General features: G+C 63.5%; 18 protein-coding genes. 2 read left to right on the forward strand and 16 right to left on the reverse strand.

Annotation, left to right across the window (positions count from 1 at the left end):
- Positions 1 to 150 precede the first annotated feature (150 nt).
- Both AC3WOY_RS05400 and AC3WOY_RS05405 read left to right on the forward strand, forming a co-directional pair.
- Complete coding sequence (locus AC3WOY_RS05400) at positions 151 to 2076, forward strand: response regulator (protein WP_492421517.1); 1926 nt, start codon at positions 151 to 153, stop codon at positions 2074 to 2076.
- Positions 2077 to 2085: 9 nt separating this feature from the next.
- Positions 2086 to 2475 (forward strand): response regulator transcription factor, encoded by a 390-nt coding sequence (locus AC3WOY_RS05405; protein WP_492421519.1) that lies wholly within the window; start codon positions 2086 to 2088, stop codon positions 2473 to 2475.
- Here AC3WOY_RS05405 and AC3WOY_RS05410 read toward each other — a convergent pair.
- From AC3WOY_RS05410 to AC3WOY_RS05485, 16 genes are all read right to left on the reverse strand, one after another.
- Positions 2472 to 3458, reverse strand: a complete 987-nt coding sequence (locus AC3WOY_RS05410) for a succinylglutamate desuccinylase (RefSeq protein ID WP_492421521.1) — start codon at positions 3456 to 3458, stop codon at positions 2472 to 2474. The two genes, AC3WOY_RS05405 and AC3WOY_RS05410, sit on opposite strands and share 4 nt — an antisense overlap.
- A gap of 11 nt (positions 3459 to 3469) precedes the next feature.
- Positions 3470 to 8215, reverse strand: coding sequence for an NAD-glutamate dehydrogenase domain-containing protein (locus AC3WOY_RS05415; RefSeq protein ID WP_492421523.1), 4746 nt, complete (start codon positions 8213 to 8215; stop codon positions 3470 to 3472).
- A 345-nt stretch (positions 8216 to 8560) separates the two neighbouring features.
- Positions 8561 to 9970 carry a DcaP family trimeric outer membrane transporter gene (locus AC3WOY_RS05420; RefSeq protein WP_492421525.1) on the reverse strand — a complete coding sequence of 470 codons (1410 nt, stop codon included), beginning with the start codon at positions 9968 to 9970 and terminating at the stop codon, positions 8561 to 8563.
- A 28-nt stretch (positions 9971 to 9998) separates the two neighbouring features.
- Positions 9999 to 10790 (reverse strand): amino acid ABC transporter ATP-binding protein, encoded by a 792-nt coding sequence (locus AC3WOY_RS05425; RefSeq protein WP_492421527.1) that lies wholly within the window; start codon positions 10788 to 10790, stop codon positions 9999 to 10001.
- A gap of 20 nt (positions 10791 to 10810) precedes the next feature.
- On the reverse strand, positions 10811 to 11491 hold the full coding sequence (locus AC3WOY_RS05430) for an amino acid ABC transporter permease (RefSeq protein ID WP_492429197.1): 681 nt from the start codon (positions 11489 to 11491) through the stop codon (positions 10811 to 10813).
- 138 nt (positions 11492 to 11629) lie between these two features.
- Positions 11630 to 12397: an ABC transporter substrate-binding protein gene (locus AC3WOY_RS05435; protein ID WP_492421529.1), complete on the reverse strand. Its 768-nt coding sequence runs from the start codon at positions 12395 to 12397 to the stop codon at positions 11630 to 11632.
- Positions 12398 to 12774: 377 nt separating this feature from the next.
- Positions 12775 to 14118 carry an N-succinylarginine dihydrolase gene (gene astB, locus AC3WOY_RS05440; RefSeq protein ID WP_492429199.1) on the reverse strand — a complete coding sequence of 448 codons (1344 nt, stop codon included), beginning with the start codon at positions 14116 to 14118 and terminating at the stop codon, positions 12775 to 12777.
- Between the two features lie 19 nt (positions 14119 to 14137).
- Entirely contained in the window at positions 14138 to 15601 is a 1464-nt protein-coding gene (astD, locus tag AC3WOY_RS05445) for a succinylglutamate-semialdehyde dehydrogenase (protein ID WP_492421531.1), read from the reverse strand.
- Positions 15594 to 16631, reverse strand: a complete 1038-nt coding sequence (gene astA / locus AC3WOY_RS05450) for an arginine N-succinyltransferase (RefSeq protein WP_492421533.1) — start codon at positions 16629 to 16631, stop codon at positions 15594 to 15596. The genes astD and astA overlap by 8 nt, the downstream gene beginning before the upstream one ends.
- Positions 16632 to 16639: 8 nt before the next feature.
- Entirely contained in the window at positions 16640 to 17665 is a 1026-nt protein-coding gene (locus tag AC3WOY_RS05455) for an arginine N-succinyltransferase (protein ID WP_492421535.1), read from the reverse strand.
- A 24-nt stretch (positions 17666 to 17689) separates the two neighbouring features.
- Positions 17690 to 18922, reverse strand: a complete 1233-nt coding sequence (astC, locus tag AC3WOY_RS05460) for an acetylornithine/succinylornithine family transaminase (RefSeq protein ID WP_492421537.1) — start codon at positions 18920 to 18922, stop codon at positions 17690 to 17692.
- A gap of 138 nt (positions 18923 to 19060) precedes the next feature.
- A complete protein-coding gene (locus tag AC3WOY_RS05465; protein ID WP_492421539.1) occupies positions 19061 to 20035 on the reverse strand; it encodes a GlxA family transcriptional regulator in 975 nt (324 codons plus the stop codon).
- A gap of 104 nt (positions 20036 to 20139) precedes the next feature.
- Positions 20140 to 21012 (reverse strand): DMT family transporter, encoded by an 873-nt coding sequence (locus AC3WOY_RS05470; protein WP_492421541.1) that lies wholly within the window; start codon positions 21010 to 21012, stop codon positions 20140 to 20142.
- A 51-nt stretch (positions 21013 to 21063) separates the two neighbouring features.
- Positions 21064 to 22083: a DUF1338 domain-containing protein gene (locus tag AC3WOY_RS05475; protein WP_492421543.1), complete on the reverse strand. Its 1020-nt coding sequence runs from the start codon at positions 22081 to 22083 to the stop codon at positions 21064 to 21066.
- 104 nt (positions 22084 to 22187) lie between these two features.
- Positions 22188 to 23720, reverse strand: a complete 1533-nt coding sequence (amaB, locus tag AC3WOY_RS05480; RefSeq protein WP_492421545.1) for an L-piperidine-6-carboxylate dehydrogenase — start codon at positions 23718 to 23720, stop codon at positions 22188 to 22190.
- A complete protein-coding gene (locus AC3WOY_RS05485) occupies positions 23710 to 24801 on the reverse strand; it encodes a saccharopine dehydrogenase family protein (RefSeq protein WP_492421547.1) in 1092 nt (363 codons plus the stop codon). Before AC3WOY_RS05485 ends, amaB begins: the two co-directional genes overlap by 11 nt.
- Positions 24802 to 24908 lie beyond the last annotated feature (107 nt).

The following is a 24908-nucleotide window of genomic DNA, read 5'->3' on the forward strand; positions in this document are numbered from 1 at the left end:
GGTGGTGATGCAGGGAGAATTGGCGTTTCAATATCAGTACGCCTGCCGACATTTTCCCGCTTGCCTGCATCAAATGCGCGACACTTTCCGGCGGCCGGACGTATATGATTGTCATCGGCAGCGACAGCATTGAATGTTTTTGGGAGAGCCATGCACATACACGATGAGATCGCCGCGGCACCGGCTGCCGGCGGACATGAAAAAAACACCACGCTGGCCATGGGTTCGCTGCTGGCGGAGATGAACCACGACATCCGCACATCGATGAACGGTGTGCGGGGAATGCTCGAACTGTTGCTCGATACCGGCCTGACGCCGTCGCAACAGGAATATGCAAGGACCGCGCAGCACAACGTCGACACCCTGCTGGAGTCGCTGGAACGGATTGTCGACATGTCACTGATCGAAACCAACAGCTTCCGTTTCAACCAGGCCCCCTTCGACCTGCTGCAGGAAGCCCATGCGGCACTGGCCGGCAAACCGGCGAGCGGCCGCAGCAGGGGCCTGGATGTGTCGATTGCCTATCCGCCGTCGCTGCGCCTGCACGGCGATGCGGCGCGCCTGCGCGAGGCATTCTCGGCGCTGGGCGACGTCGCACTCCAGTGTGCTGGCGGCGAGGTCATGTCGCTCGCATGCAGGGCAAGCTACCTGCCGGGGGGAATGTGCAGGATCGTGCTGGAAGCGCGGATTCCGCAATCGTCGGAAGACAGCGCAAACCTTGCATCGGCGATGGGCGGCACCGATCCTGCGCCGGGGGATGTGGGATCGCGGGACTTGCTCGGCATGGCGGTCTGTATCCGGCTTGTGCACATGATGAAGGGAACGATCACCATCGACCGGGCAAACCCGCCAGCCACCGCATTACGCATTTCCATCGACCTGCCCCTTGCAACTGACGCCATGGCCGGCACGCGGGCACTTATCCTCGCGGAGCATCCGGGGCAGCTGGATGCCGCGACGGCAGCGCTGGCACGTCTCGGCATGCAGTGCGATTTCTTTGAATCCGCCTTCGAAGGCCTCGCGGCCATCGACGCGGCCGCCCGCAATGGCGTGCCGTACCGGCTGGTCCTGCTTGAACCCCACCTGCAAGGCATGGACGCAAACGTGCTGGGCAGCGCGATCAGGACCAATCCGGCCCATCGCAATGCGTTCGTTGTCCTGCTGGACCATGCGAACGAACGCCTGCTCCAGCCAGACGACGGCTTTTCCGCCCGTTTGAGCACGTCGGCAAGTCCTGCCGACATGGAAGCGACGCTGGCATGGCTGTGCATTGCGGGCAATGGCGAGCCAGCCGCCTCGTCCGGGTCCGCGGACACGCAGCGCGATGGAGCGACCGCCCCGTCATATTCCGGCTGCACCGTCCTCGTCGCCGACGACAATTCCGTCAACCAGCAGGTTGCCACCCGCATGCTGGAAAAGCTCGGTTGCAAAGCCGCCGTTGCCGCAGACGGCATGCAGGCAATCGAGATGCACACCTGGAAACGCTTCGACCTGATCCTGATGGATTGCGAAATGCCGGTGCTCGACGGATTCGAGGCCACGCAGCGCATCCGGGCTGCAGAAGGCCCGGAGCGGAAGACTCCCATCATCGCCCTCACTGCATGCACCGGCCAGGGCGAACAGGAGCGCTGCCTCGCGGCCGGCATGGACGATTTCCTGTCGAAGCCCATCCGCCCGCAAATGCTTGGCGACGTTCTCGCCCGCTGGCTGCCGCGCCCGTCGGCGTCCGCCGTGGATGCCGACGCGTTCTGCGAGGACGAGCTCGATGAGGTGAAAGAAATGTTCGGCGCCGATTTTGCCGAACTGGCATCGCTTTACCAGAACGACGGTACGCCGAGGCTGGCTGCGATGCGCGAAGCTGCCGCCGCCGGCGACTGCGCGAAGGTCGCGAAAGTCGCCCATGCCTTCGGCGGCAGTTGCGCATCCATCGGCGCGACCGGTCTGTCGGCCCTGAGCAAAACGGTGGAGACTGCCGCCAAGGCCGGTTCGCTTGAAGGCTTCGACCAGAAGATGGCCGCGATCGAAAACGAATACCGCCGCGTCTGCGGCAAGCTGCAATCCTTGCTCACGCCCTGAGGGAACGAGATGCCGGTCTTCCAAAAAGAACTCAACATCCTGATTGCCGACGACGACAGGACCACCCGCCATGTCCTGCGCCTGCTGCTGCGCGAGCACGGACACCAGGTCGTGGCGGAAGCGCATGACGGCGAAAAGGCGGTCGAACTGTGCGGCGTGCACAAGCCGGACATCGCCTTCCTCGATATCGACATGCCGAAAATGGACGGCCACTCGGCCGCAGAACGGATCAAGCAAGCGGCGCCCGGCGTGGGCATGATCATGGTGACCAATCTGCCGACGCTGGACAACGTGCAAAAGGCCCTGCAGATCGGCATCAGCGGCTTTGTCGTGAAACCCTTCAACGCCGTGAAGGTCGTCGAGGCCATCGCCCACTGCATGAAGCAGAAACGCTGTTAATCTTCCACGACCATCAGCCCCGCCCGCAACCCGGCGCGCACGTCGGGATTCGGGAATACCACATACTCCGTCTCGCCGCCGACGCGGTACACCATGTCGCCATCCTCGGCGATCACGCTGCCCGGCGGCAGGGCGGTGAAGTTCTGCGTCTCCTTGCCGAATGCCATGCGGAAGGCATCGGAATGCTTGACCAGCTCCTGCGCCACGCGGAACACCCTCGGCCGCGACTCTTCCTGCTCCAGCCGTCCCGTCCGCATGAAGCGGTCAAGCGTGCCAGCCATGGCGGCGGCAACGCCGAGGTCATTGCTGCCGAGGATGCCGACCTGGCCGAGTTCCACGGTCGCACTTGCCGCGCCAAAACCGGCAGCCGAATAGGCGCTGTACGTGCCGGCCGGCTTCGTATTGAGGATGGCAGCCTCGATCCCGGCGCGTCCGAGCAGGCCGAGCAAGGCATCCCTGCGTGTTCCGGCGATGACGGCGGGCACGACCGCAAAGGTCGGGTATACGGAAGGCCGGATGGCGGTGTGCAGGTCGAGATGCCACTTGTCGGCATCCGGCCCGGCGAAGAACTGAGCGGTTGCGCGCATGAGGACATCGGCGCGCGACGCCTCCGCTGCGGATTCCAGGTCACCGCGGTCGCTGCGGAACATGCGGTTGAGATCGGCGTCGATGAAACGCTTCCCTTCCTCGATGGCCGCCATGTTGCCGACTGCGACCATGAGGTCCACCGCCAGCGCATGCGGCTCGCGTTCCAGCACGGCAAGCAGTTGCGCCAGCATTTCGATCGGCGCTGTTTCGTCGCCATGGATACCGACCGATAGCAGAAGACGCGGCCGGCGCAGCATATGGCTCGACGACACCACCTGCATGATTCCCCGCGCCGGCAGGCGCACCTTGAAGCCGGCGTTGGCGAAATTGTCGGCGGCATGCGTGAAGTCGCCATCCGCCAGCAGGCGCACGCTGTCGTGGATGCCGTTTTCCATCGCCGCCTGCATCACGCCGCGTCCGATGCCGAGGATGCCGCCTCGGACAATGCCCAGACATCCAGCACCGCCAACTCGAGATTCTGCTGGCCGCCGGCACTTGCCATCCGTGCGCCCACCTTGAGCTTGTCGATGAGGGCGGCGACCACCGATGCCGGATCGTCCGCAGGCCTGGCTCCGAGAGGCGCCTGTTGCAGCACCCGCATCAACAGGCGCTGCTGGGCGCGACGAAGCGCCTGCAATGCGTGGTCGCGCAAGGGCTCCTGCGTCGCGCTGGCCGGTGCATGCATCAGCACCCGCTCCAGCCCGTCGATACCGGCCTGGCGCCGCAACGCCATGCCGAGCTGGAGGAACTGCGTCAGGCTCATGCCCTCCGGGCGCGGCACCGACAGGCCGGCGAACAGGAAGTCGGCAATGCCTTCGATCGCTTCCACCGTCTCGCAAGACTGCACGAAGGCTGCAGGCATGCCTTGCAGCGGCAAGGAAGAAGGCACGGCGGGCGCCAGTTCCTGCACGGCTTCCGGCTTGCTGAAGAGCATGGTCAGTTCCGCAAGCGCACTCGATTCACGCAACTGCTGTTCCGGCACCGACAGCACGCCCTGGATCACGACCTTCTGCAACGCGCGGGTGCGCTGGTCGACCGCGAGCGACACCTCGCGCGGCACCTGCAGCGCGTGGGCATCGAGGGTGCTGAAGACGGGTGCGAGGCTCAACGCTGCCCATGCCTGCGTCCAGGCGCAGATGACGTCCGTCTCCTTCACGCCGCGCGCTTCTGCAAGCTCGGCAAGCATGACCGGACCGCAGCGATTGACCGCTTCGTTGGCAAGCACAGTGGCGAGAATGGCATTCGCCAACGGATGCTCGAGCGGATCGCGCGTCGAGACGAGTGCATGCGGGAAATACGGTGTGAGCATGGTGCGCGCCCAGCTGAACTGGGTCAGGTTCAGCTCGGACAGCAACTGCTTGTAGCGGTTCTTCACATGCGCGACGACCACCGCCAGCTCCGGCGTGGTCAGCCCGCGGCCCTCGTTCTTGCGCGTCACCAGTTCAGCAGCCATCGGCAGTTGCTCCAGCTTGCGTGAAATCACGCCTTCCGCTTCGAGCTTTGCTATCAGGGAGGCGTAGCTGTCGAGTGCAGCATGCTCGGACTGGGCCTGCGCCTCTCGCACCAGCAGGTGCGTCTGCAGCGTGTTGTCCCGCAGCACCAGGCGCACGATGTCCGGCGTGATGTCGTTCAGCAGGCGGTTGCGTTCTTCCGCATCCAGCTTGCCGGCATTGACTTCGGTATCGAGCCAGATCTTGACGTTGACTTCATGGTCGGAGCAATCGACGCCGGCCGAATTGTCGATCGCATCGGTAAAGATGTGCCCGCCCTTCATCGCGAACTCGATGCGGCCTGCCTGCGTCGCGCCAAGGTTGCCGCCCTCCGCCACTACCTTGCAGCGCAGTTCCTTGCCGTCCACCCGGATGGCGTCGTTCGCGCGGTCCTTGACCTGCTCGTGGGATTCGGTCGAGGCCTTGATGTAGGTGCCGATACCGCCGTTGTAGAAAAGGTCCACCGGCGCCATGAGGATGGCGTGCAGCAATTCCTCCGGCGCCATGCTGGTCGTTTCTATCCCAAGCGCGGCGCGTGCCTGCGGCGACAGTTCGATGCTGCGCGCGGTGCGCGGCCAGACGCCACCGCCTTCCGAGATCAGGGCCTTGTCGTAATCGTCCCAGGAAGAGCGCGGCAGCGCGAACATGCGCTGGCGTTCCTGGAAAGACTTCTCCACGTCCGGATTGGGGTCGATGAAGACGTGGCGGTGGTCGAATGCCGCCACCAGCTTGAGCTGGCGCGACAGCAGCACGCCGTTGCCGAACACGTCGCCGGACATATCGCCGATGCCGACCGCGGTAATCGGCGAGGTATTGAGGTCATGGCCCATTTCATAGAAATGCCGCTTGACCGCTTCCCACGCGCCCTTGGCGGTGATGCCCAGTTTCTTGTGGTCGTAGCCGTTGGAGCCGCCGGACGCAAACGCGTCGCCCAGCCAGAAACCGCGCTTGACCGCGATGCCGTTGGCAATGTCTGAGAAGGTCGCTGTGCCCTTGTCGGCCGCAACAACCAGGTAAGGATCGGGATCGTCGTAGCACACCGTATCCGGCGGCTGCACCACGCCGCCGCGCACCCGGTTGTCCGTGACGTCCAGCAGGCCGGCGATGAACAGGCGGTACACGGCCTCGCCTTCCACCGCAGTAACTTCGCGCGTGGCATCCTTGGGCATCATCTTGCACACGAAACCGCCCTTCGCGCCTGCCGGCACGATCACGGCATTCTTGACCATCTGCGCCTTGACCAGGCCGAGCACTTCGGTGCGATAGTCTTCCATGCGGTCGGACCAACGCAGTCCGCCGCGCGCCACCGGGCCACCGCGCAGGTGCACGCCTTCGAAGCGTCGCGCGAAGACGAAGATCTCGCGGTACGGGCGCGGTTGCGGCAAGAGCGCGAGCTGGCTGCTGTCGAACTTGAAGATGATCGTGTCTCCCGCCTGGCCGTTCTGGAAGTAGGACGTGCGCAGCGTGGCCAGCATCAGGTCGGCGATGGCGCGCAGGATGTTTTCCGTATCCGCGTGGTTCACGTCCGTCAGACGCTGCTTGAAGGTCGACAATGTCGTCGTGCCGAATGCGCGCTGCTCGGCGGAGAGCGAAGGATCAAAGCGTGCAAGGAATCCCTCGACCAGGGTGCGCACATGGGCAGGCTGCGTCTTGAGACGCTCCGCCATGTAGCGCAAGCTGAAGCGGCACCCGGCCTGGCGCCAGTAACTCGTATAGGCGCGGATCAGCTGTACCTCGCGCATGCGCAGGCCGGCTTCCACCACCAGCGCGTTCATGCGGCCGTCTTCCGCCTCGTCGTTGAACAGGGATTCGAACAGTTCCTGCGCGGCCTGGGCCACATGCGGTTTCGCCAGCCTGACCGCACTTTGCGCATCCACCGACAGGCTCGAGACAAAGTAGCGCGAGCCGTCGAGCGAGGGAATCGCATGTGTGCGCTCGCGCAGGATGGACACGCCCGCATTCTGCAGCGCCGGCAGGATGGACGACAGCGGCGGCACGGTGTTGACGGAGTGCAGGCGGATGGTCACCGCATCGCCGGCGCCGATCTCGATGCGCACCTTCACGCGCGACGGCTGCGGATTGCCGAGCAAGGTGCAGAGGTCGCGGTAGCCGACCTGCGGCGATGCGCCGTTGATGTAATCCGTCGGCAAGCTGGCGCGCAGCTTGCGCAGCGAAGTGCGCATGCCGGCATCCTCGGTCGCGTCGACCAGGCTGTCGAAGGTGTTGTGCCAACCTTCCAGCACGCCGAGCAAGGGCTGCTGGACATCGGACTCCAGGTCGAGTCCCATGTTCGCGCCGTTGGCGATCATGTACACGCGCGCCAGCGGACCATCCGCCAGCAGGGCCTGCACGCGCACATCGCGGGCACCGGAAATGCTGCGCAGCGTCTGGGCCAGCACTTCCTGTGAATGGGCGCCGTAACGCTCGCGCGGCATGTAGACCAGCACGTTCAGGTGGCGGCCATAGACGTCGCGGCGCGCGAACACCTTGACGCGCGGCTGCTTGTACAGCGCCACCACGGCACCGCATACGGCGGCCAGCCATGAGGGTTCGGCCTCCATCACTTCGGGGCGCGGCAGGGATTCCAGGATTTCCAGGAATTTCTCGGCGCGGAAACCTTCGGAGCGCACACCGGCCAGGGTGAGCACCTGCTTGATGCGCACGCGCGCGAACGGCTGCTGCGGCAGCGTGCTTGCGGTCGCTGCACGGGAGAACAATCCGACAAAGCAGTGCTCGCCGAGGATCGTGCCCTGGCTGTCGCTGTCGCGCACGCCGACGAAATCGAGCTGCTGATCGCGGTGCAGCGTGGACTGCACGTCGGCCTTCACCACCGACAGCGTTTCCTTGCGCGCGGCAAGCGTGTCGAAGTCGCCGGGAATGCCGGCCAGGCAGTTGCCGTACACCGGATGACTCTTGTCCTTCAGCACGCCGAGCGCGCTGCCCGGTTCGCGCACGAGTTCGCGCTGGCCGGCCACGATGTGGTATCGGGCATAGCCGAAGACTTCAAAGCCCTCGATCCTTGCCCAGTCGAGGAAAGCGGCGACCTCCTGCCCCGTGGCATCCTTCGCCGCGGCGGCCGAGCCGACCTCGGACATTTTCGCTTTCAGTGTCGCGGCGTCCTGGCGCACGGTGGCGGCATCGCCTGCCGCCATGCGGATGTTCGACAGCAAGGCGTCCAGGTCCTGTCCGCCGATTTCCTCGGCCATCAGGCACAGGACGTAGGATTCGGGAGCACCTTTGCCATTGCCGACCTTGCCGGCGCTGACGATGGTGCCCTCCGGCGCGCGCTCGACAGAGAGGACCGCGTTGAGCACCGCGCGCGACGGCATGCGCATGCGGCGCATCGCCATGACCATCGAATCCACGAGGAAAGGCATGTCCGGATTCAGGATCAGCAACGCCGTCGCCCTGCCGCCGCGATCGTCCGCATAGGCGAGCGATTCGATCCGGCAGCCTTCCTGCGGCGTCCACTTCGCCAGCCGGGAGAATCCCTCCCACAGCGAGGACGCCAGGCAATCGAAGGTGATGCCGGTAAGATCTTCTTCTTCCAGGGAATTGAGCCAGGCGCGGATCAGGGATTCGGTGGCGGGGGCCGGGCTGTTCACGCCGGCGAGGACACGTTCGAGGGTGCGGGTGCGGAGGTCTTGTGGTTGCTGGGTCATGCGCTTCTCCAAGAATATGGTGTTAGTGTGCGCCGTCTCAGGCATGCTGTCTTGCAGCTGCGCGACACCGATTTACATCGGCACGGCACACATGCTTCCCTTGTGGGGACCAGTACGTCGAATAGTAGCGATGGATTTGCCGTGTGAAATTCTTTAATTCCCGCGTTTGCAGAAGCTTATTCACGATGCTGCAGTGCATCGATTGGACGAGGGAAATTCTTTCTCCAATATAGTCGCGAAATGCCGTGCCTGCCGGTGATTTCGCGACGCGGAATTGATGCGGATGAATCGGAAAAAAGAAAGCCCCGTTTCCGGGGCTTTCCATGCAGCGACAGGTCGGGTCGATCAGTTGAAGTTGTACTTCGCCGACAGGTTGATGCGGCTCATGTCGCCGTCCTCGCCAGCCAGGGTGGTACGGCGACCGAAGATGTACTCGGTGCCGAGGTCCACGCCCTTGACCGGATTCCAGATGAAGCCGAGGTGAGCCTGCCACAGCTTGCGGTTGATGCCGAAGCGACCGCTGTCGAGGCCGTTAGCGACGGCGAAGTCGGTGTACTCGTTCTTGAAGTTCTTCTGGTAGCCGAGCGCGAAGTTGTAGCGCAGCGTGTCCGACGGCTTGTGCTGGTAACCGAGCACAACGCCGGCCGCCTTTTCCATCAAGATGCGGTTGTTGGCGGCATCGTGGAACGCGCCTTCGACATAGTTGAGGTAGCGGCCGATGCCGTTACCGCCGGTGACGGTCCACGTCAGGAAGTCGTTGCCGACCGTCTTGACCATGCCGCTCGCGGCCAGGCCCCAGCCGCGGCGCGACAGGTTCACGCCGGCGCCGTCGTCGATGCGGTGCTCGTGGCTGAGCGCGCGCAGGCTGAGGGTGCCCCAGTCGAAGCCCTTGTCGAAGCGGCCGACCAGGTCAGGCACGCGGGAGAAGCCGGCCGGCGTCACGGTCGCGGTATTGTCCAGCACGTAGCTGACCGAGTTTTCCAGCGCCACCGTGAAGTTGCCCACGCCGGCCATCGGATAGGTGTAGCGGATCTGCGGCTGGCGGATGAAGGTGGCGGCGATCGGGCCGTTGAAGTCCACGGTTTCCGGCAGGCTGTCGAGGTCCATGAAGGTCGACCAGGTCTGGCCGGCCAGCAGGCCACCGAACTGGCCATAGGCATGGCGCAGGCGGAAGTTGTAGCTGTTGGTCGCCTGCTGGGTGAAGATGTTGCCCGCGGTGCCGTAGACGGCGGAATTGCCGGTGCGCGGATCGTTGTTGAAGTCGCCTTCGATCTTCATCGAGATCGGGCCGTAGGGCGACGGCGTCGCGGCTTCGATACCGAAGCGCGAGGTGCGGCCGGTCAGGTAGGTGCGTCCCTTGCGGTTGCCTTGGGCCGTGCCCTTCAGCGGCGCGTACGGCAGGAAGGTGGAGTAGTCCTGGTCGCTGTTGTCACCCTTGAATTCGTGCACCGCGTTCAGCTCGGCAAAGCCGTACACACGGACCGACGTATCGGAGTTCGGCAGGCGGAAGGAATTGGGGATGTCACCGAGGACAACGGCGTCCTTGGAGCGCAGTTCCACCTGTTCCACACGATCGGCCAGCGCCGCGTTCGAGGCTTCCGGCTTCTGGCCCTTGAGGGCTTCGAGTTCGGCGCGCAGCTTGCGCATTTCGGCGCGCAGTTCTTCGAACTCCTTCGCGGTCTGCGCCTGTGCCGGCATGGCGGCGGCGAACATCAGTGCGATGGAAGCGGTCAACGTCGTCAGTTTGAATTGCATTCTTGTTTCTCCCAATTGGATTGTTTGTTTATCGTGCTGTATAGGCAATCTGGCCCAGGAACGAGCGGATGCGCTCGTTGCGGGCGTTGCTGAAAAATTCGGCAGGCGGCGCTTCCTCGAGGATCTGCCCCTTCTCGAAGAAGATCACGCGGTCCGCCACTTCGCGCGCAAAACCCATTTCATGCGTCACCACGATCATGGTCATGCCGCCGCGCGCGAGGTCCTTCATCACGTCGAGCACTTCCTTGATCATTTCCGGATCGAGCGCCGAGGTCGGCTCGTCGAACAGCATCACCTTGGGCTGCATCGCGAGCGAACGCGCGATCGCCACCCGCTGCTGCTGGCCGCCGGAAAGCTGGTGCGGATACTTGTGCGCGTGGGCCGCCATGCCCACTTTCGCGAGGAGCGCCTTGGCCGCCTCTTCCGCCTGGGCGCGGGACATGCCGCGCAGGCGGCGGGGCGCCAGCGTGACGTTGTCCATCACCGTCAGGTGCGGGAAGAGGTTGAAACTCTGGAACACCATCCCCACTTCGGCCCGTACCGCATCGATGTGTTTCAGGTCATCGTCGAGGACGATGCCGTCGATCACGATACGGCCGGAATCGTGCGTCTCCAGCCGGTTCAGCATGCGCAGGAAGGTCGACTTCCCAGAGCCGGACGCGCCGATGATGACGGTCACTTCGCCCTGGTAGAACTTCGTCGACACATCCCTGATCACGTGGAACTGACCAAAGTGCTTGTTGATGTTTTCCGCGATGATCAGCGGTTCCTTCGTTTCAGGCTGCGGCGAGATCGTTGCGCCTGCCGGTACTTCTGCCATGTTCATCCCCTCTTCCCCGCTCAATGGTGTCGTTCCACATCCAGCTGCCGCTCGATCGCACCGGAAATCTGTGTCAGCACGGTGGTCAGGAGCAGGTAGATGGTTGCGGTCGTAATGAATACCGGGATCGGCTGGAACGTGGCCGACTGGATGCGGTTGCCGATGTTCGACAACTCGACCACGCCGATCACATACGCCAGGCTCGAATCCTTGAGCAGCGACACGATGTTGTTCACCAGCGGCGGCAGCGAAATGCGGAACGCCTGCGGGAAGATCACATCGCGGAAGGTCATGAAGGGCGTCAGCCCGAGCGAGCGTGCAGCCTCGGTCTGTCCCTTGTGCACGGCCAGGATGCCGGCGCGGATCGCCTCGGCGTTGTAGGCACCGACGTTGAACGCCAGCGCGACGACCGCCGAATTGAAGTCCGACAGCTGCAGGCCCGGCACCAGCGCGGGCAGCGCCAGGAACACGAACAGCACCTGCACCAGCAGCGGCGTACCGCGAATGACCCAGACGTAGAAGTCAGCAGCCAGGCGCAGCGGGATGACCTTGGACAGTTTGGCCAGCGCGGCCAGCATGCCGAAAACGATGCCCATGACGCCCGACACCACCGTCAGCATGATCGTGGTCTTGGCCCCTTCCGCGAACTGTTCCGCATTGGAGCCGATCGGTTCCGGCATCCAGCTCAGGGGGATGGCCATCAGCCACAGGAAGGCGAACAGGCCCGCCACGGAAATGGCGATGGACACTGCGCTGCGCTTCTCGCGCGACCACTCCGCCGGTAACAAACTGATTGCTGATCTCACCGCTTTCTCCTCACTCGATATCGATGCGCTGTATTACTGCTGGCAGCGGATATCTTCTTTCATGTACTTTTCGGAGAGCGTCTTGTAGGTGCCGTCCGTCATGACTTCCGCCAGCGCCTTGTCAACGGCGGCGGCAAGCGAGGTGTTGCCCTTCTTCACTGCGGTGGCGACCTTCTCGACGAACAGGTAGCCGCCGGTCTTCAGCGGTGCGTTCGGATTGTTTTCGATCGCGTTCTTGACCACGAAGCGGTCGCTGACCCAGGCGTCGACACGGCCGTTCATCAGGGCGGCGCGGGCGTCGGTGTCCTGCGGGAAGTTCTTCACTTCCTTCACACTGGGCAGCTTCTTGACGTTTTCCATGTAGGTGGAACCGGTCTGCACGGCGACCGTCTTCCCTGCCAGCATGTCCGGCGTGCGGATGGAGCCGTCGCGCGACACGATCACGCCGCCACTGCAGTAATGCGGGTTGGTGAAGGTCACGGCCTTGGCGCGCTCTTCGGTGATGCCGAAGGAAGCGATCACCATGTCCCAGCGGTCCTGGCGCAGGCCGGCCAGCAGCGCGTCGAAGGACAGTGCCTTCCACTCGATGGCCAGGCCCATCTTCTTGACCATGGCTTCGGCCAGTTCGACTTCGAAGCCGGTCAGCTTCGAGCCCTGGAAGAAGTTGAACGGGGGGTAGGCGCCTTCGGTGGCGACGATGATCTTGCCGCTCGCCTTGATTTCTTCGAACGTTCGGGCCTGCGCCGTCATGCCGACGACCAGACCCGCGACCACGACCAGCAGGTGCTTGATGCTCTTCATAGGATGTGTTCCTCCGGTTGATTGGGTTATTTGCTTTTTCTTTTCAAGACGAGTTTCCGTCGAGTGGCTATTGGACCAGTTAAGGCAACATGGTCAAACCAGCATCGCGACGGGTTCTTGAAAAAATGCGACATCGGAAGCGGTGACTGTCCGATATCTAAAAGGCGCGCGATCTTACCGCGCGTTGGCTTGAAGAAAGATCGGAAGTAAGGGGAGGAAAAAAAAGAAAATTCGGTCAAACGACCTATTTTTACGTAAAGGCGCGGACATTCCGCTGTGAAAAAAACAGCGAAAGCAAGTACTGGTGCGGGTTTACGGGGGATTTTCGATCGAAACGGGCGGCAACGCCGGGCAGATGCCCGGCGCATCGAAATTGGCTACTTCTGGAACGCGTACAGGCCGGGAAGGCCGAGAATCGTTGTCAATTCATCCAGCGCCGTCTGCACTTCGACCGCCAATGCCGGGTCGGCCAGGTCGGCGGGCGCGAGGCGGTCGCGGTAGTGCTTGCCTACCCAGGCGGTGAGTTCCTGGTACAGCGCATCGCTCATCACCACGCCCTGGTGCATGGCTGCTGCTTCGACCTCGGTCAGCGCCACACGCAAGCGCAGGCATGCCGGCCCGCCGCCGTTGCGCATGCTCTGGCGCAAGTCGAAGCTGATCAGTTCGTCGATCGGTCCGCCGCTTGCGACCAGGCCTTGCAGGTAGCTGTCCACGGCCGGGTTTTCCTGGCATTCCTGCGGAACGACCAGCGCCATCTTTCCATTCGCCTTGGTCAGCAGCTGGCTGTTGAACAGGTAGCTGTTGACGGCGTCGGACACCGACACCTCCTTCGCCGGGACGCGTACCGGGCGCAGCTCGGCGCGCACAGCCGCCATGGCCTGCCGCAGCATATCGAGCGAGGCCGATTCATTGACGAATGCCTGCTCGTGGTAGAACAGGACGTTGCCGTTGCCCACCGCGATCACGTCATTGTGGAACACGCCCTGGTCGATGGTGTCCGGATCCTGCTGGATGAATACGGCACGTTGCGCGTCGAGGCCGTGCAGGCGGGCGACCGCCTGGCTGGCTTCCAGCGTCTGGCGTGCGGGGAATCGCTTCGGCGCTGCTGCTTCCGGATCGAATTCGACCCGGCCGTAGACGAACATTTCGACGCCCGGCGCGCCGTGCGAGGCGCACAGGCGGGTATGGTTGGCGGCGCCCTCGTCGCCGAAAGCCGGTGTCGGCGGCAACGCGTCGTGTACCGCGAAATGCCGCTCGTCGCTGAACAGCGCACGCAGTGCACGCGCTGTCTGCGTGTGCTCGTAGGAGCGGTGCAGCTTGTTGTTGAGGTTGGCCACCGTGAGGTGGGTGCGGCCATCCGCCGTGTCGGCCGAGGGGCTGACCGTGGCCGCATTCGCCGTCCACATGGGCGATGCTGAATAGGCGCAGGACAGGATTGCCGGCGCTTCCTTGTAGGCGCGCGCGATGACGTCGGCATCACTGCCGGTAAAGCCGATGCTGCGCAGCAGGCGGAAATTGGGCCGGTCCTGCGGCGGCAGGAGCGCCTGCGCGAAACCGCGCGAGGCCAGTGCCCGCATCTTCGCCAGCCCCTGCAGCGCCGCCTCCTTCGGGTTGGCGACGCTGTTGACGTTGTTGAACGAAGCCACATTGCCGAAGGACAGGCCGGCATAGTTGTGCGACGGGCCGACCAGGCCGTCGAAGTTGAATTCCCGTGCGGTGATCATGGTGCTTTTATTCCCTTCAGAAGACGAGGCCCGGCGAAAGCTGCTTCGGCATTTCCAGCATGCTGTTTTCGATGGATGCAACCGGATAGGCGCAATAGTCGGCGGCATAGTAGGCGCTCGGGCGATGGTTGCCCGACTTGCCGATGCCGCCGAACGGCGCGGTGCTGGCGGCGCCCGTCGTCGGGCGGTTCCAGTTGACGATGCCGGCGCGCGCGCGGAGCAGGAATTTCTGCCACAGGCTCTGGTCGTCGCTGAGCAAGCCTGCGGCCAGTCCGTACTCGGTCGCGTTGGCAACGCGCACCGCCTCCTCGAAACTGCCGACACGGATCACCTGCAGCAAGGGGCCGAACCATTCTTCGTCAGGAATGCCGTTCACGCCGGTAACGTCCACGATGCCCGGCGAGACGAAACCGGTTCCTTCCTTGAGCTGCCGCATCGCCAGCAGACTCTTGCCGCCGCGCGCCACGAGATCGTCGTGCGCCTGCGCCAGCTTCTGCGCCACCTGGGCCGAAACGACCGGCCCCATGAAGGGAGCCGGAGACTGGTCATACCTGCCGACAGCGATTTTCGACGCCACGTCCACCAGCCGGTCGATGAAGGCCCTGCCCTTTTCCGAATCTTCGACGATGAGCCGGCGCGCGCAGGTGCAACGCTGCCCCGCACTCACGAAGGCGGAGAAGATCGTATGGTGTACCGCCACATCGACATTGCCTGCATCCCAGGCGACGAGCGCATTGTTGCCGCCCATCTCCAGCGCGAGCATCTTGCCCGGTTGCCCCGCGAACTGCCGGTGCAGGATGGCACCGGTGTTGTAGCTGCCGGTGAAGAGAATGCCGTCGATTTCCGGGTTGGCAGCCAGTGCCGCCCCTGTATCGCGGGCACCGGTGACGAGGTTGATCACGCCCTCCGGCAGCCCTGCCTTCACCCACAGTTCGATCGTCCTGATCGCGGTCTGCGGCGCATATTCGCTGGGCTTGAACACGATCGTATTGCCCGCGAGCAGCGCCGGCACGATGTGGCCGTTAGGCAGGTGTCCCGGAAAGTTGTACGGACCGAAGACGGCGAAGACACCGTGCGGACGATGACGCAGGACGGCGTCGCCGTCGGCCACCTTGGTCAGGGACTCGCCGGTCCGCGCATGGTAGGACTGCACGGAGATGTCAACCTTGTTCGCCATCGTCGTGACTTCCGTGCGCGCTTCCCACAGCGGCTTGCCGACCTCGATCGAGATCAGCGTCGCCAGCTCTTCGCTGTGCTCCTTGAGCAGGTCGCGGAAACGGTTGCAGATGCCGGCACGGACCTCGAACGGCTTGGTCGCCCAGGCTTCGAATGCCGCGCGCGCGGCCTTGCAGGCGGCGTCGACTTCCGCTGCGGTCGCAGCGCGTCCGCTCCAGGTCTGCTCTCCGGTGGAAGGATCGAAAGCGGCCAGTTGCGGGCCATCGCCCGCAATCCACTGGCCATTCAGGTAATGGCTATGCATGATGTGTCTTTTTCGGGTTGAGTGGCATGGCGCGCACGGCATCGCCGGTGCGGCAGGCCAGTAATTCCTGTTGTTCCGCCGACAGCGCAATGCGGCTGCGATGGGCATGGGTCGGCGCGGTGACGACGCGGAAATCCTGCATGCGCGTCGTCGCCACCAGTGCCGGCGGTTCGTCGCGTTCCAGCGTCAGTCCGGTATCGACAATCGCGAGGTCGCTCTCGCGCAGCGCGCGCAGCTCGCTCACGCGCGCCTGCAGGACGGGGCCGGCGTCGAAGATATCGACGTAACCTTCGTAATACATGCCTTCCTGTTCCAGCAGGCGGCGCGCCGGCGCGGTATCGACGTGGACGCGGCCGATCACTTCCTGCGCTTCCTGCGGCAGGTAGGAGACGTAGAGCGGATGGCGCGGCATCAGTTCGGCGATGAAGGATTTTTTGCCGAGGGCCGTGAGGTCGTCCGCGCGGTCGAATTCCATCTTGAAGAAATGCCGGCCCAGGCTGTCCCAGAACGGCGAGCGACCGTCGGCGCGCTGGTAGCCGCGCATTTCCGCGATCAGCTTCTCGGAGAACAGGTGCGGGAACTGCGCGATGAACATGAAGCGGCTCTTCGACAGCAGCTTGCCGTTGGTGCCGTGGCGGTAGTCCGGATGCAGGAACAGCGAGCACAGCTCGGCGCAACCGGTCAGGTCATTGGACAGGTAAAGCGTGTCCATGCGCGAAAAGACCTTGAGTTCCTTGCTGGAGTGCACCAGCGTACCGATGCGGTAGTTGTAGAACGGTTCGTCCAGGCCAACCGCGCTCTTGATGGCGCAGACGCCGACCACCTTGTGGGCGGCGGTATCTTCCATCACGAACACATAGTCGCGCTGCGGCGGCGCGATCTGTTCGGCAAAGGAGGCGCAGGCGATTTCCACCCGTTGCCCCAGCGCCTTGCGGTCCGGCTTGAGTGTGGTCATGCCGGACCCCACCTTCTCGGCCAGGGACACCAGCCCGTCGAGATCCTGTTCCCTGATTGCGCGTACGACTAGCATCGGCGGCCTCACAATTTCACACATACGATGGAATCGCCCGCCGTCACATCCAGATGGCGCATGGCGGTCGCGTCGAGTACGGCGACGTCCGACAGATCGGAGACGATGCAATCCGTCACGATGGCGCGAAACCTGTCTTCGCGGGCGGCAGCGATCAGGAAGGTGTCGGCCGGAGCATCATCATTTGCGCTGGCGGCGACAGTACGAACCGTCGAGCGGGAGAACGAGCGCAGCGCATTCTTGTGCGCCTGAAGGATAGGTCCGCCGTCGAAGATATCGATGTACTCGTCCGGTTCGAAACCTTCGTCGGTCAGGATCTGGAACGGGAGCTCGCCCTCGGCATGCACCTGTCCCATCGCCGCTTGCGCCTCGCCCGGCAACAGCGGCACATAGACCGGATAGTGCGGCATCAGTTCGACGATCAGCGTACGGTTGCGCGCGCCTTCGATCATGCGCTCTGCTTCGAGGAAGTCCATCTGGAAGAACTTGCGGCCCAGCGCCTCCCAGAAGGGAGAGCGGCCGTTGCCGTCGGTGATGCCCGACATGGATGCGAAAAATTTTTCGCTGAAGCGTTGCGGCGCAATGGCCGCGAACAGCAGGCGCGCGCGCGACAGCAATGCTGCCTCATTCCCGGCGCCACTACGGTCCCGCAGGTAGAAGCTGGACAATTGCGAGCAACTGGTGAGGTCGGAGCACAGCGACAGCGCATGCACGTTGTGGCTGATGTTGAGGTCGCGCGAAACCTGGTTCAGGACATCGTTGCGGAACGCGAAGAACGTGCCGCTGGACCCGGCAGTGGCGGAAATCGCCGCCGTGCCCGCGATCGACTTGTCCGCCGTCGCCTCCAGGACGAAGAAATAGGACTCCTCCGTCGGCACATCGGGCTGCGCCTTGAACGAGGCGATGGATCGCTCCACCGCCCGCTCGATGGTCGCGCGCGTCCGCGGCAAGGTGTGCACGCCCGGCGTCACGACGGTCGCCAGCGATTCCAGGGCCGGGATATCCGATGCCTCTACAGGCCGGACGAGGTACATAGCTTGCTCCAATCCTGTTGTTGACTATTGTGCCGCCAGCACCGTATCGAGGGCGCTGCGCAACCGCGTCACGGCTTCATCGATCTGCGCATTCGACACTACCAGCGCGGGCAGCAGGCGTACGACGTCGGGACCGGCGATCAGCAGCATCAGGCCCTGCGCTTCGGCCGCCTTCGTGATGTCCTTGGCCTTGCCGCGCCAGGCATCGGCCAACACCATGCCCAGCATCAGGCCGCTGCCGCGCACCGAAGCGAACACTTGCGGATAATCGCGCACGATGCCTTCCAGCTTGCCGACCAGGATTTGCGACGCTTCGGTCACGCGGGCGAGGAAGGCAGGCGTATTGATCGTGCGCAGCACTTCCAGCGCCACGGCCGCCGCGAGGGGATTGCCGCCATAGGTCGTGCCATGCGCGCCGACGGTGAAGGCGCTGGCAATCGCATCCGTCGTCAGCATCGCGCCGACCGGATAGCCGTTGCCCAGTGCCTTGGCCGAAGTAAGGATGTCCGGCGTCACGCCGTAGCCCATGTAAGCGAACAGCTTGCCGGTGCGTCCCATGCCGCATTGCACTTCGTCGAAGATCAGCAACGCTCCCTTCGCATTGCAGAGCGTACGCAAGGCTTTCAGGTACTCGACATCGGCCGGCAGCACGCCGCCTTCGCCCTGCACCGGCTCGACCACCACCGCGCACACATCATCGGTGACCGCGAGGCAGGCGGCATCGATGTCGTTGAAGGGGATGTGCTGGAGTTCCGGCGGCAGCGGCTCGAAGCCTTCCGTGTATTTCGGCTGGCCGCCGACCGATACGGTGAACAGCGTGCGTCCATGGAAGGAGTTGACGCAGGAAACGATACGCGACTTGTGCGCGCCGAACTTGCCGTGCGCATACTTGCGCGCCAGCTTGAATGCGGCCTCGTTCGCCTCGGCGCCCGAATTGCAGAAGAAGGCGCGATCCGCGAAGGTGGCGGATGTCATTTCCCGGGCCAGTTTCAGCACCGGCTCGTTGGTGTAACCATTGCCGACATGCCACAACGTTTCCGCTTGCGTGCGCAGTGCCTGGACAATTGCAGGATGGGCATGGCCGAGGCTGGTGACGCCGATGCCGGCAGTGAAATCGAGGTACTGCTTGCCGGCCTGGTCCCACAGGTTCAACCCCTGCGCGCGCACCGGCACCATGGAACTTGGTGCGTAAGTGGGCACCATCACTTCATCGAAGGTCTGGCGGGTGACCGGTTCCACCTGGGAAATTGCCGTCATATCAGCTCGCTGAATCGAATTCATTCCAAACTCCATCTATCGGGGATGTTGGAATTATAGGAAGCGCGGCGTTAAAACTCTTTTCAAACTGCGACGCGGAATTTCAGAAAATCGCGAGGTGAAGTTATCAAAACAGCATCAAATCGCCGACGATGTTCCCTGCGCCGGCCGCAGCTTGCGCTGACGCTCTTCACGCGGCGTAATGCCGAACAGCGCCCCGTAGGCAGTGGAGAAATGCGACCCCGACGAAAAGCCGCACATGAGTCCGACCTGGACGATGGAGTGGTTGGACTCCAGCAGCAACTGGCGCGCGCGCTGCAGGCGCAGCTCGAGGTAGTAGCGCGACGGTACGCTGCCGAGGTATTGCTTGAATTGCCGTTCGAGCTGCCGGCGCGAGATGCCGACGAGGTTGGCGATGTCGTCGGTGGCGAGCGGCTCTTCGATGTTCGCTTCCATCAGCGCCACCGCTTCGGACAGCTTGGGCTGCAAGGCGCCGAAGCGGGCCTGCAAGGCGACGCGCTGACGATCCGAGTGCGGGCGCACACGATCGATGCACAAGGCTTCCTTGATCTGCGCCTGCAGATCCGAGCCGTACAGCGCCTCGATCAGCGTCAGGGTGAAATCGATGCTTGCCATGCCGCCGCAACAGGACAGCCGTTCGCCATCGAGCTCAAAGAGGTTGGGCGTCAGGATTGCCCGGTCCGCAGCCTCATCGGTTTCCGCATACAGCGGCCACGGCAGCGCGGTGCGCAATCCATCCATCGCACCGCCGCGCACAAGCCACAGCACGGCCGATCCGACCGCTCCCCAGACTTTCGATTGCCGGCAGTATTCCGTCAGCATGCGCAACTGTGCGGGAGCGAGCGGCGCGTAGTCTTCATCCCCGATGACCAGCACAATGTGCCGGCATTGCCCTTGGGGGGCTGTTCCATCGAGAATGGCCTGCAAGGGCAAGACCTCGACCTGCAAGCGTCCCGGCCCCAGCAATCGCGCCGCCGTGCGCCAGGGCTGCACGACACCCGCGGCGGCAATCGACAAGCTCTTCCCTGCATCGATCAGGAGAATGCGCAACGGCGCTTCTTGTCCAAGGCGGGCCAGGCTGGAAAATGGCATGAAGGAAGGTGGATTGATTTACATCACTCGCATTGTCATCCAACATCGAAGCGGCACCAAGCCCCTTGCCGGAAATTCAAAAGAGTCCGTCGCTTTTTGGCAATTCAGCCGTGTGCCGTTCGCGCCGCCGGCCGCCACTGGCTGACGATCATCCCCAGGATCAGCAGCACGCCGCCTGCCATGCTCCTTGCCGTCATGGTTTCCGACAGCCAGAAATAGGCGGCAATTGCCGCGCACGCAGGCTCGAACGCATACACGATGGCCGCCTCGTTCGCGCTCGCATGGCGTTGCCCCCAGGTCTGCAGCGAGATGATGGCCGCCGTGGCAAACACGCCGAGATACAGCAGATTGGCGAGGTTGTTCCTTACCCTGTCCTCAACGCTTTGCCAATCGATTGCCTGCTGCTCGGTCACGCCGATCCACCCCGCCGCGCACAGGGCGACAACAATGATCTGCACGGCGGTCAGCGCCATCATGTTGCTCGCGCGGCGCGTCAGCACCTCCATCAGCTTGACGTACACGCCGAAGCAGAGCGCGCCTGCCAGGGCGAGTGTATCGCCCTCGCTCCATGCGCCGCCATCCCAGCACATCGCAAACAGCCCGGCCATGGACAGCGCCACCGCGATGATGATGCGGTTTTCCGGCATGCGTCCGGCCATCACGCCGAGCAGCGGCACGATCAGTACATTCAGTCCGGTGATGAAGGCATTGCGGCTGGCGCTCATGCGGCCCAGGGCTTCGACCTGGAACATGAACGCCGCGAACAGCAGCAAACCCAGGATGGTTCCCGCGACGTAGTCCTCTCTCTTGCCGCGCAACAAAAAGGGCGCAAGCAGCACGCCCGCAGCCGCAAAGCGCAGGAAGGCGATCCAGACCGCGGAGAAATGCGCGGACAGGTCTTTCATTGCCGGGAAGGTCGTTCCCCAGACGACAGTCACGATCAATAATGCGATCACGCCCTGGATATGCTTCGGCATCGTTTCATGGCCCAACTGATTTGAAGGGCGCCTATTATCGGCGCAAAACGCTCATCTTGCTGCGGCCGTCATCCTGAAGATCGCCTGCGCATTGCCGGCGTCGAAACCGAGGTCGAGCGCAGCGCCTGCGTCGATGCGGTCGCGGCTGATGAATTCGTAGAAGCTGCCCGGCACTGCGCGTTGCACGATGCCGTCGCGTCCGTCGCGGAATTGCCGTATGACGGGATCGGCCTTGAACGCCGTCTGGCGGATGCGTCCGCTCTGCGACACCTCGACGGCCTTCTTCATCGGGCGGCCCAGTGCCGCCTGTTCGCGCGTCAGGCGTTCCAGGTCGTCCACGCGGTCGGTCACATGGTTGAATGCATTGCCCTCGGTGGCGATCCATGCCATTTCGTCCGATTCGGCAAGTAGCGTCTCGTAGTCGTCCAGCGCCGGGATGTCGTGCTGCCGGCCGAAGCACGCCGCCAGCTGCGGCAACAGTTCGACTGCTTCCGAGAACGGCAGCCGGCCATCACGTGACAGTTCATGCAACTGGAAGTGCGCCGCCGGCAAGAGCGGATCTTTCGACGTTGAAAGGACACGCGTGACCGCCATCCGGAAGCTCGGAGAAAACCGTTCCGGATGCAGCTCGCTGACGAAGAACTGCGCAATCTCTTCCGGATTGTCCGCATGCGAGTAGGAGCGGCCGGTCATTCCGATCCGGTCCAGGGGAAATACGCCGTTCAGGCGATAACCAAGCGGTTCCAGGATGCGGGTAAATGCCGCCTCTCCCGGAGGCAGCGCGCCATGCTGCATCCAGCGCACGGTGCGCAGCGCGCCGTGATCGTGGAAGACCTTTCCGCCATGCGCGGCCACCTCCTCCGTGTACAGCCGTCCACTAGGGACGCGTGCGAGCAGATCGAAGAACAGAACCATGTTCAGCGCCTGCGCCAGCTCCTTGCGCGACACCCAGCCGCACTCCCAGACGCTGAATCCGGAAGGAATCGCCATCAACTGCATGACGCGCGCCGCGTTGTCCGCGCCGATGGCTTGTTCGACGAGATTGGTGAGATTGCTGTTGTGTGATGCCATGGATGGATCCTTTCGATGATGGTGAGGGCGGCAAGCGCCCTCGCCGCGCCTGTATTGCAGGCGCGTGCAGGGATGGTTACTGCAGGATTGCCGCCCGGGCGGTGTCAGAGATCGAAGCTGATGCCCTGGGCGAGCGGCAGCGCGTGGCTGTAGTTGACCGTATTGGTTGCCCGGCGCATGTAAGCCTTCCATGCATCGGAGCCCGATTCGCGACCGCCACCGGTCTCTTTCTCGCCGCCGAATGCGCCGCCAATCTCGGCGCCGCTTGGGCCGATGTTCACGTTGGCAATGCCGCAGTCGCTGCCGCCGGCGGACATGAACAGCTCGGCCTCGCGAATGTCCGTGGTGAAGATGCTGGACGACAGGCCCTGCGGCACCGCATTGTTCCACGCAATGGCCTGTTCCAGCGTCTGGTAGCGGACAACATACAGAATGGGCGCAAAGGTCTCGTGGTGCATGATTGCCGTCTGCGCCGGCATCTCGACCAGTGCGGGATGCACGTAGAATCCGTTGCCTCCGCCCTCCGGGTGGACCCGCTCGCCGCCGGAGACCTTGCCCCCCTCCGCGCGCGCCTTCGCCAGCGCATTCTGCATCGCGTCGAACGCGCCGCCGTCGACCAGCGGACCGACGAGCGTTCCCTTCTCCAGCGGATTGCCGACCGGCAGCGAGGAATACACTTTCTTCAGCCGTGCCAGCAGCGCGTCATGTACGCTGTCGTGCACGAACAAGCGGCGCAGCGTGGTGCAACGCTGTCCCGCCGTTCCCACTGCGGAAAATACGATGGCGCGCGTTGCCAGTTCGAGGTCGGCGCTGGGCGCGACGATCATCGCATTGTTCCCGCCCAGTTCGAGGATGGTGCGCGCGAGGCGTTGCGCGCAGGCTTGTGCGACGGCACGGCCCATGCGGGTGCTGCCCGTTGCGCTGACCAGCGGCACGCGTGGATCGTCGACCAGGATCTGGCCGCGCTCATGGCCGCCGATGATCAGTTCCGACAGGCCGGCCGGCGCATCGTTGCCGAAGCGCGCCACCGCCTTCTCGAACAGGGACTGCACGGCAATCGCGGTCAGCGGCGTTTTCTCCGACGGCTTCCAGACAACGCTGTTCCCACAGACGAAAGCCAGCGCCGCATTCCACGACCACACCGCGACCGGGAAGTTGAACGCGGAGATGACACCGACCACGCCAAGCGGATGCCAGGTTTCCATCATGCGATGACCCGGGCGTTCCGACGCGATGGTCAGGCCATACAGCTGGCGCGACAGGCCGACCGCAAAATCGCAGATATCGATCATTTCCTGCACTTCGCCGAGACCTTCCTGCAGGATCTTGCCGGCCTCCAGGGTCACCAGCCGGCCCAGCGCATCCTTGTGTGTCCGCAATTCTTCCCCGAACAGGCGGATCAGCTCGCCCCGGCGCGGCGCAGGAACCGTGCGCCACTGACGGAACGCCGCATCGGCGCGGCCGATCTTTTCCGATACCGCATGCGGCGTGTCCGCGCGCAGGCCGGCCAGGGTGTCGCCGGTGATCGGCGTCCTGCTGTGAATATCGTTGCCGTGGTAGTGCGACAGGTCGACGCCCATCGCGGCCAACAGGTTCTGTACGGTCTCCATCCTTGTTTTCCTTTTTTCAAGCGGCATAGAAGCGGCCGAAGCGGTTGGACAGGAATTCATCCAGCCTCGCCTGTTCCTGCCTGATCAATCCCTTTTTCGGCAACTTGCCCTGCATCACCAGATCCACCATCGTGCAGATGCCTGCCGCGGTCGTCACCTGGATGGCCGACAGCAAGTGGCCATTGACGTGCTGGCTGTAAATCTTCTTCGCGTAGGTCTCCTGCTCCAGCCGCCCTTCCCGCATGCCGCACACGCTGGAAAATACGAGCACCACGTCCTGCTTGGTGATGGGAATCGAGGATTCCAGCACTTCCTTCAGGATCGGACGGCGGTCGAGCAGGCCGAGCTGCAGGTCGCGCACCAGCATCTTGATGATATCCCTGTGGCCTGGATAGCGCACGGTCTTGTAGTTCAGGTTCTGCACCTTGCCGGCAAGGCTTTCGCACAGCGTGCCGAGGCCGCCGGACGTATTGAAAGCCTCATAGTCGACGCCGTCGAGCGAGAAATGCTCCACTTCCTCCAGCGGCGACACTTCGCGCAACTGCCCGTCGACAATGGCTTCGCAGGGATTGCAGTATTCGTTGATCAGGCCGTCGGTACTCCAGGTCAGGTTGTACTTGAGAGCATTGCTCGGGAAGGTCGGCAAGGCCCCGACGCGCATGTGGACGTCGCGCAGCTTGTCGAAACGTCCTGCCAGGTCGTTCGCGACAATGGAAATGAAACCGGGCGCCAGCCCGCATTGCGGAACAAAGGCCGTGCCCGCATCTTCCGCGAGCTGCTTGACGACGCGGGTACTTTCCACGTCTTCGGTCAGGTCGAAGTAATGCGATCCCGCTTTCTTTGCCGCCCCGGCAATGACCGGCGTGAGGAAGTACGGGCAGGCGGACAGCGTGACGTCGTGGCCATCGATGAGATCGACGACCGTCTTCTCGTCGGAGATATCCGCATGCACCGTCGCCACATCCGGGAACTGCATGGACGCTACATGGGCCAGGCGGTGCGCGTCGCGGTCGGCAACCGTGATCTTGAAGTCGCCGGTATGGGACAGCAGGTTCAGGATGGCGTCGCCGATCTTGCCGGCGCCGAGGAGGATCAGTTTGGTCTTCATTTTCTTGCTCTCTTGTTGTGGTGTAACGATGCAAAAAGTCTAAGTCCGTCCGGTGTCAGAAAATAGAGAGCAAAGCGTCGTCACAGTGTATGATTACGCTACAAATC

It is taken from the genome of Noviherbaspirillum sp. FW303-A3 (assembly GCF_058788695.1).

Coding starts and splice junctions, on each gene's coding strand:
- AC3WOY_RS05400 (WP_492421517.1), top strand. CDS start 151: ATGCACATACACGATGAGATCGCCGCGGCACCGGCTGCCGGCGGACAT.
- AC3WOY_RS05405 (WP_492421519.1), top strand. CDS start 2,086: ATGCCGGTCTTCCAAAAAGAACTCAACATCCTGATTGCCGACGACGAC.
- AC3WOY_RS05410 (WP_492421521.1), bottom strand. CDS start 3,458: ATGGAAAACGGCATCCACGACAGCGTGCGCCTGCTGGCGGATGGCGAC.
- AC3WOY_RS05415 (WP_492421523.1), bottom strand. CDS start 8,215: ATGACCCAGCAACCACAAGACCTCCGCACCCGCACCCTCGAACGTGTC.
- AC3WOY_RS05420 (WP_492421525.1), bottom strand. CDS start 9,970: ATGCAATTCAAACTGACGACGTTGACCGCTTCCATCGCACTGATGTTC.
- AC3WOY_RS05425 (WP_492421527.1), bottom strand. CDS start 10,790: ATGGCAGAAGTACCGGCAGGCGCAACGATCTCGCCGCAGCCTGAAACG.
- AC3WOY_RS05430 (WP_492429197.1), bottom strand. CDS start 11,491: ATGGCCATCCCCCTGAGCTGGATGCCGGAACCGATCGGCTCCAATGCG.
- AC3WOY_RS05435 (WP_492421529.1), bottom strand. CDS start 12,397: ATGAAGAGCATCAAGCACCTGCTGGTCGTGGTCGCGGGTCTGGTCGTC.
- astD (WP_492421531.1), bottom strand. CDS start 15,601: ATGCATAGCCATTACCTGAATGGCCAGTGGATTGCGGGCGATGGCCCG.
- astA (WP_492421533.1), bottom strand. CDS start 16,631: ATGCTAGTCGTACGCGCAATCAGGGAACAGGATCTCGACGGGCTGGTG.
- AC3WOY_RS05455 (WP_492421535.1), bottom strand. CDS start 17,665: ATGTACCTCGTCCGGCCTGTAGAGGCATCGGATATCCCGGCCCTGGAA.
- astC (WP_492421537.1), bottom strand. CDS start 18,922: ATGACGGCAATTTCCCAGGTGGAACCGGTCACCCGCCAGACCTTCGAT.
- AC3WOY_RS05465 (WP_492421539.1), bottom strand. CDS start 20,035: ATGCCATTTTCCAGCCTGGCCCGCCTTGGACAAGAAGCGCCGTTGCGC.
- AC3WOY_RS05470 (WP_492421541.1), bottom strand. CDS start 21,012: ATGCCGAAGCATATCCAGGGCGTGATCGCATTATTGATCGTGACTGTC.
- AC3WOY_RS05475 (WP_492421543.1), bottom strand. CDS start 22,083: ATGGCATCACACAACAGCAATCTCACCAATCTCGTCGAACAAGCCATC.
- amaB (WP_492421545.1), bottom strand. CDS start 23,720: ATGCCGCTTGAAAAAAGGAAAACAAGGATGGAGACCGTACAGAACCTG.
- AC3WOY_RS05485 (WP_492421547.1), bottom strand. CDS start 24,801: ATGAAGACCAAACTGATCCTCCTCGGCGCCGGCAAGATCGGCGACGCC.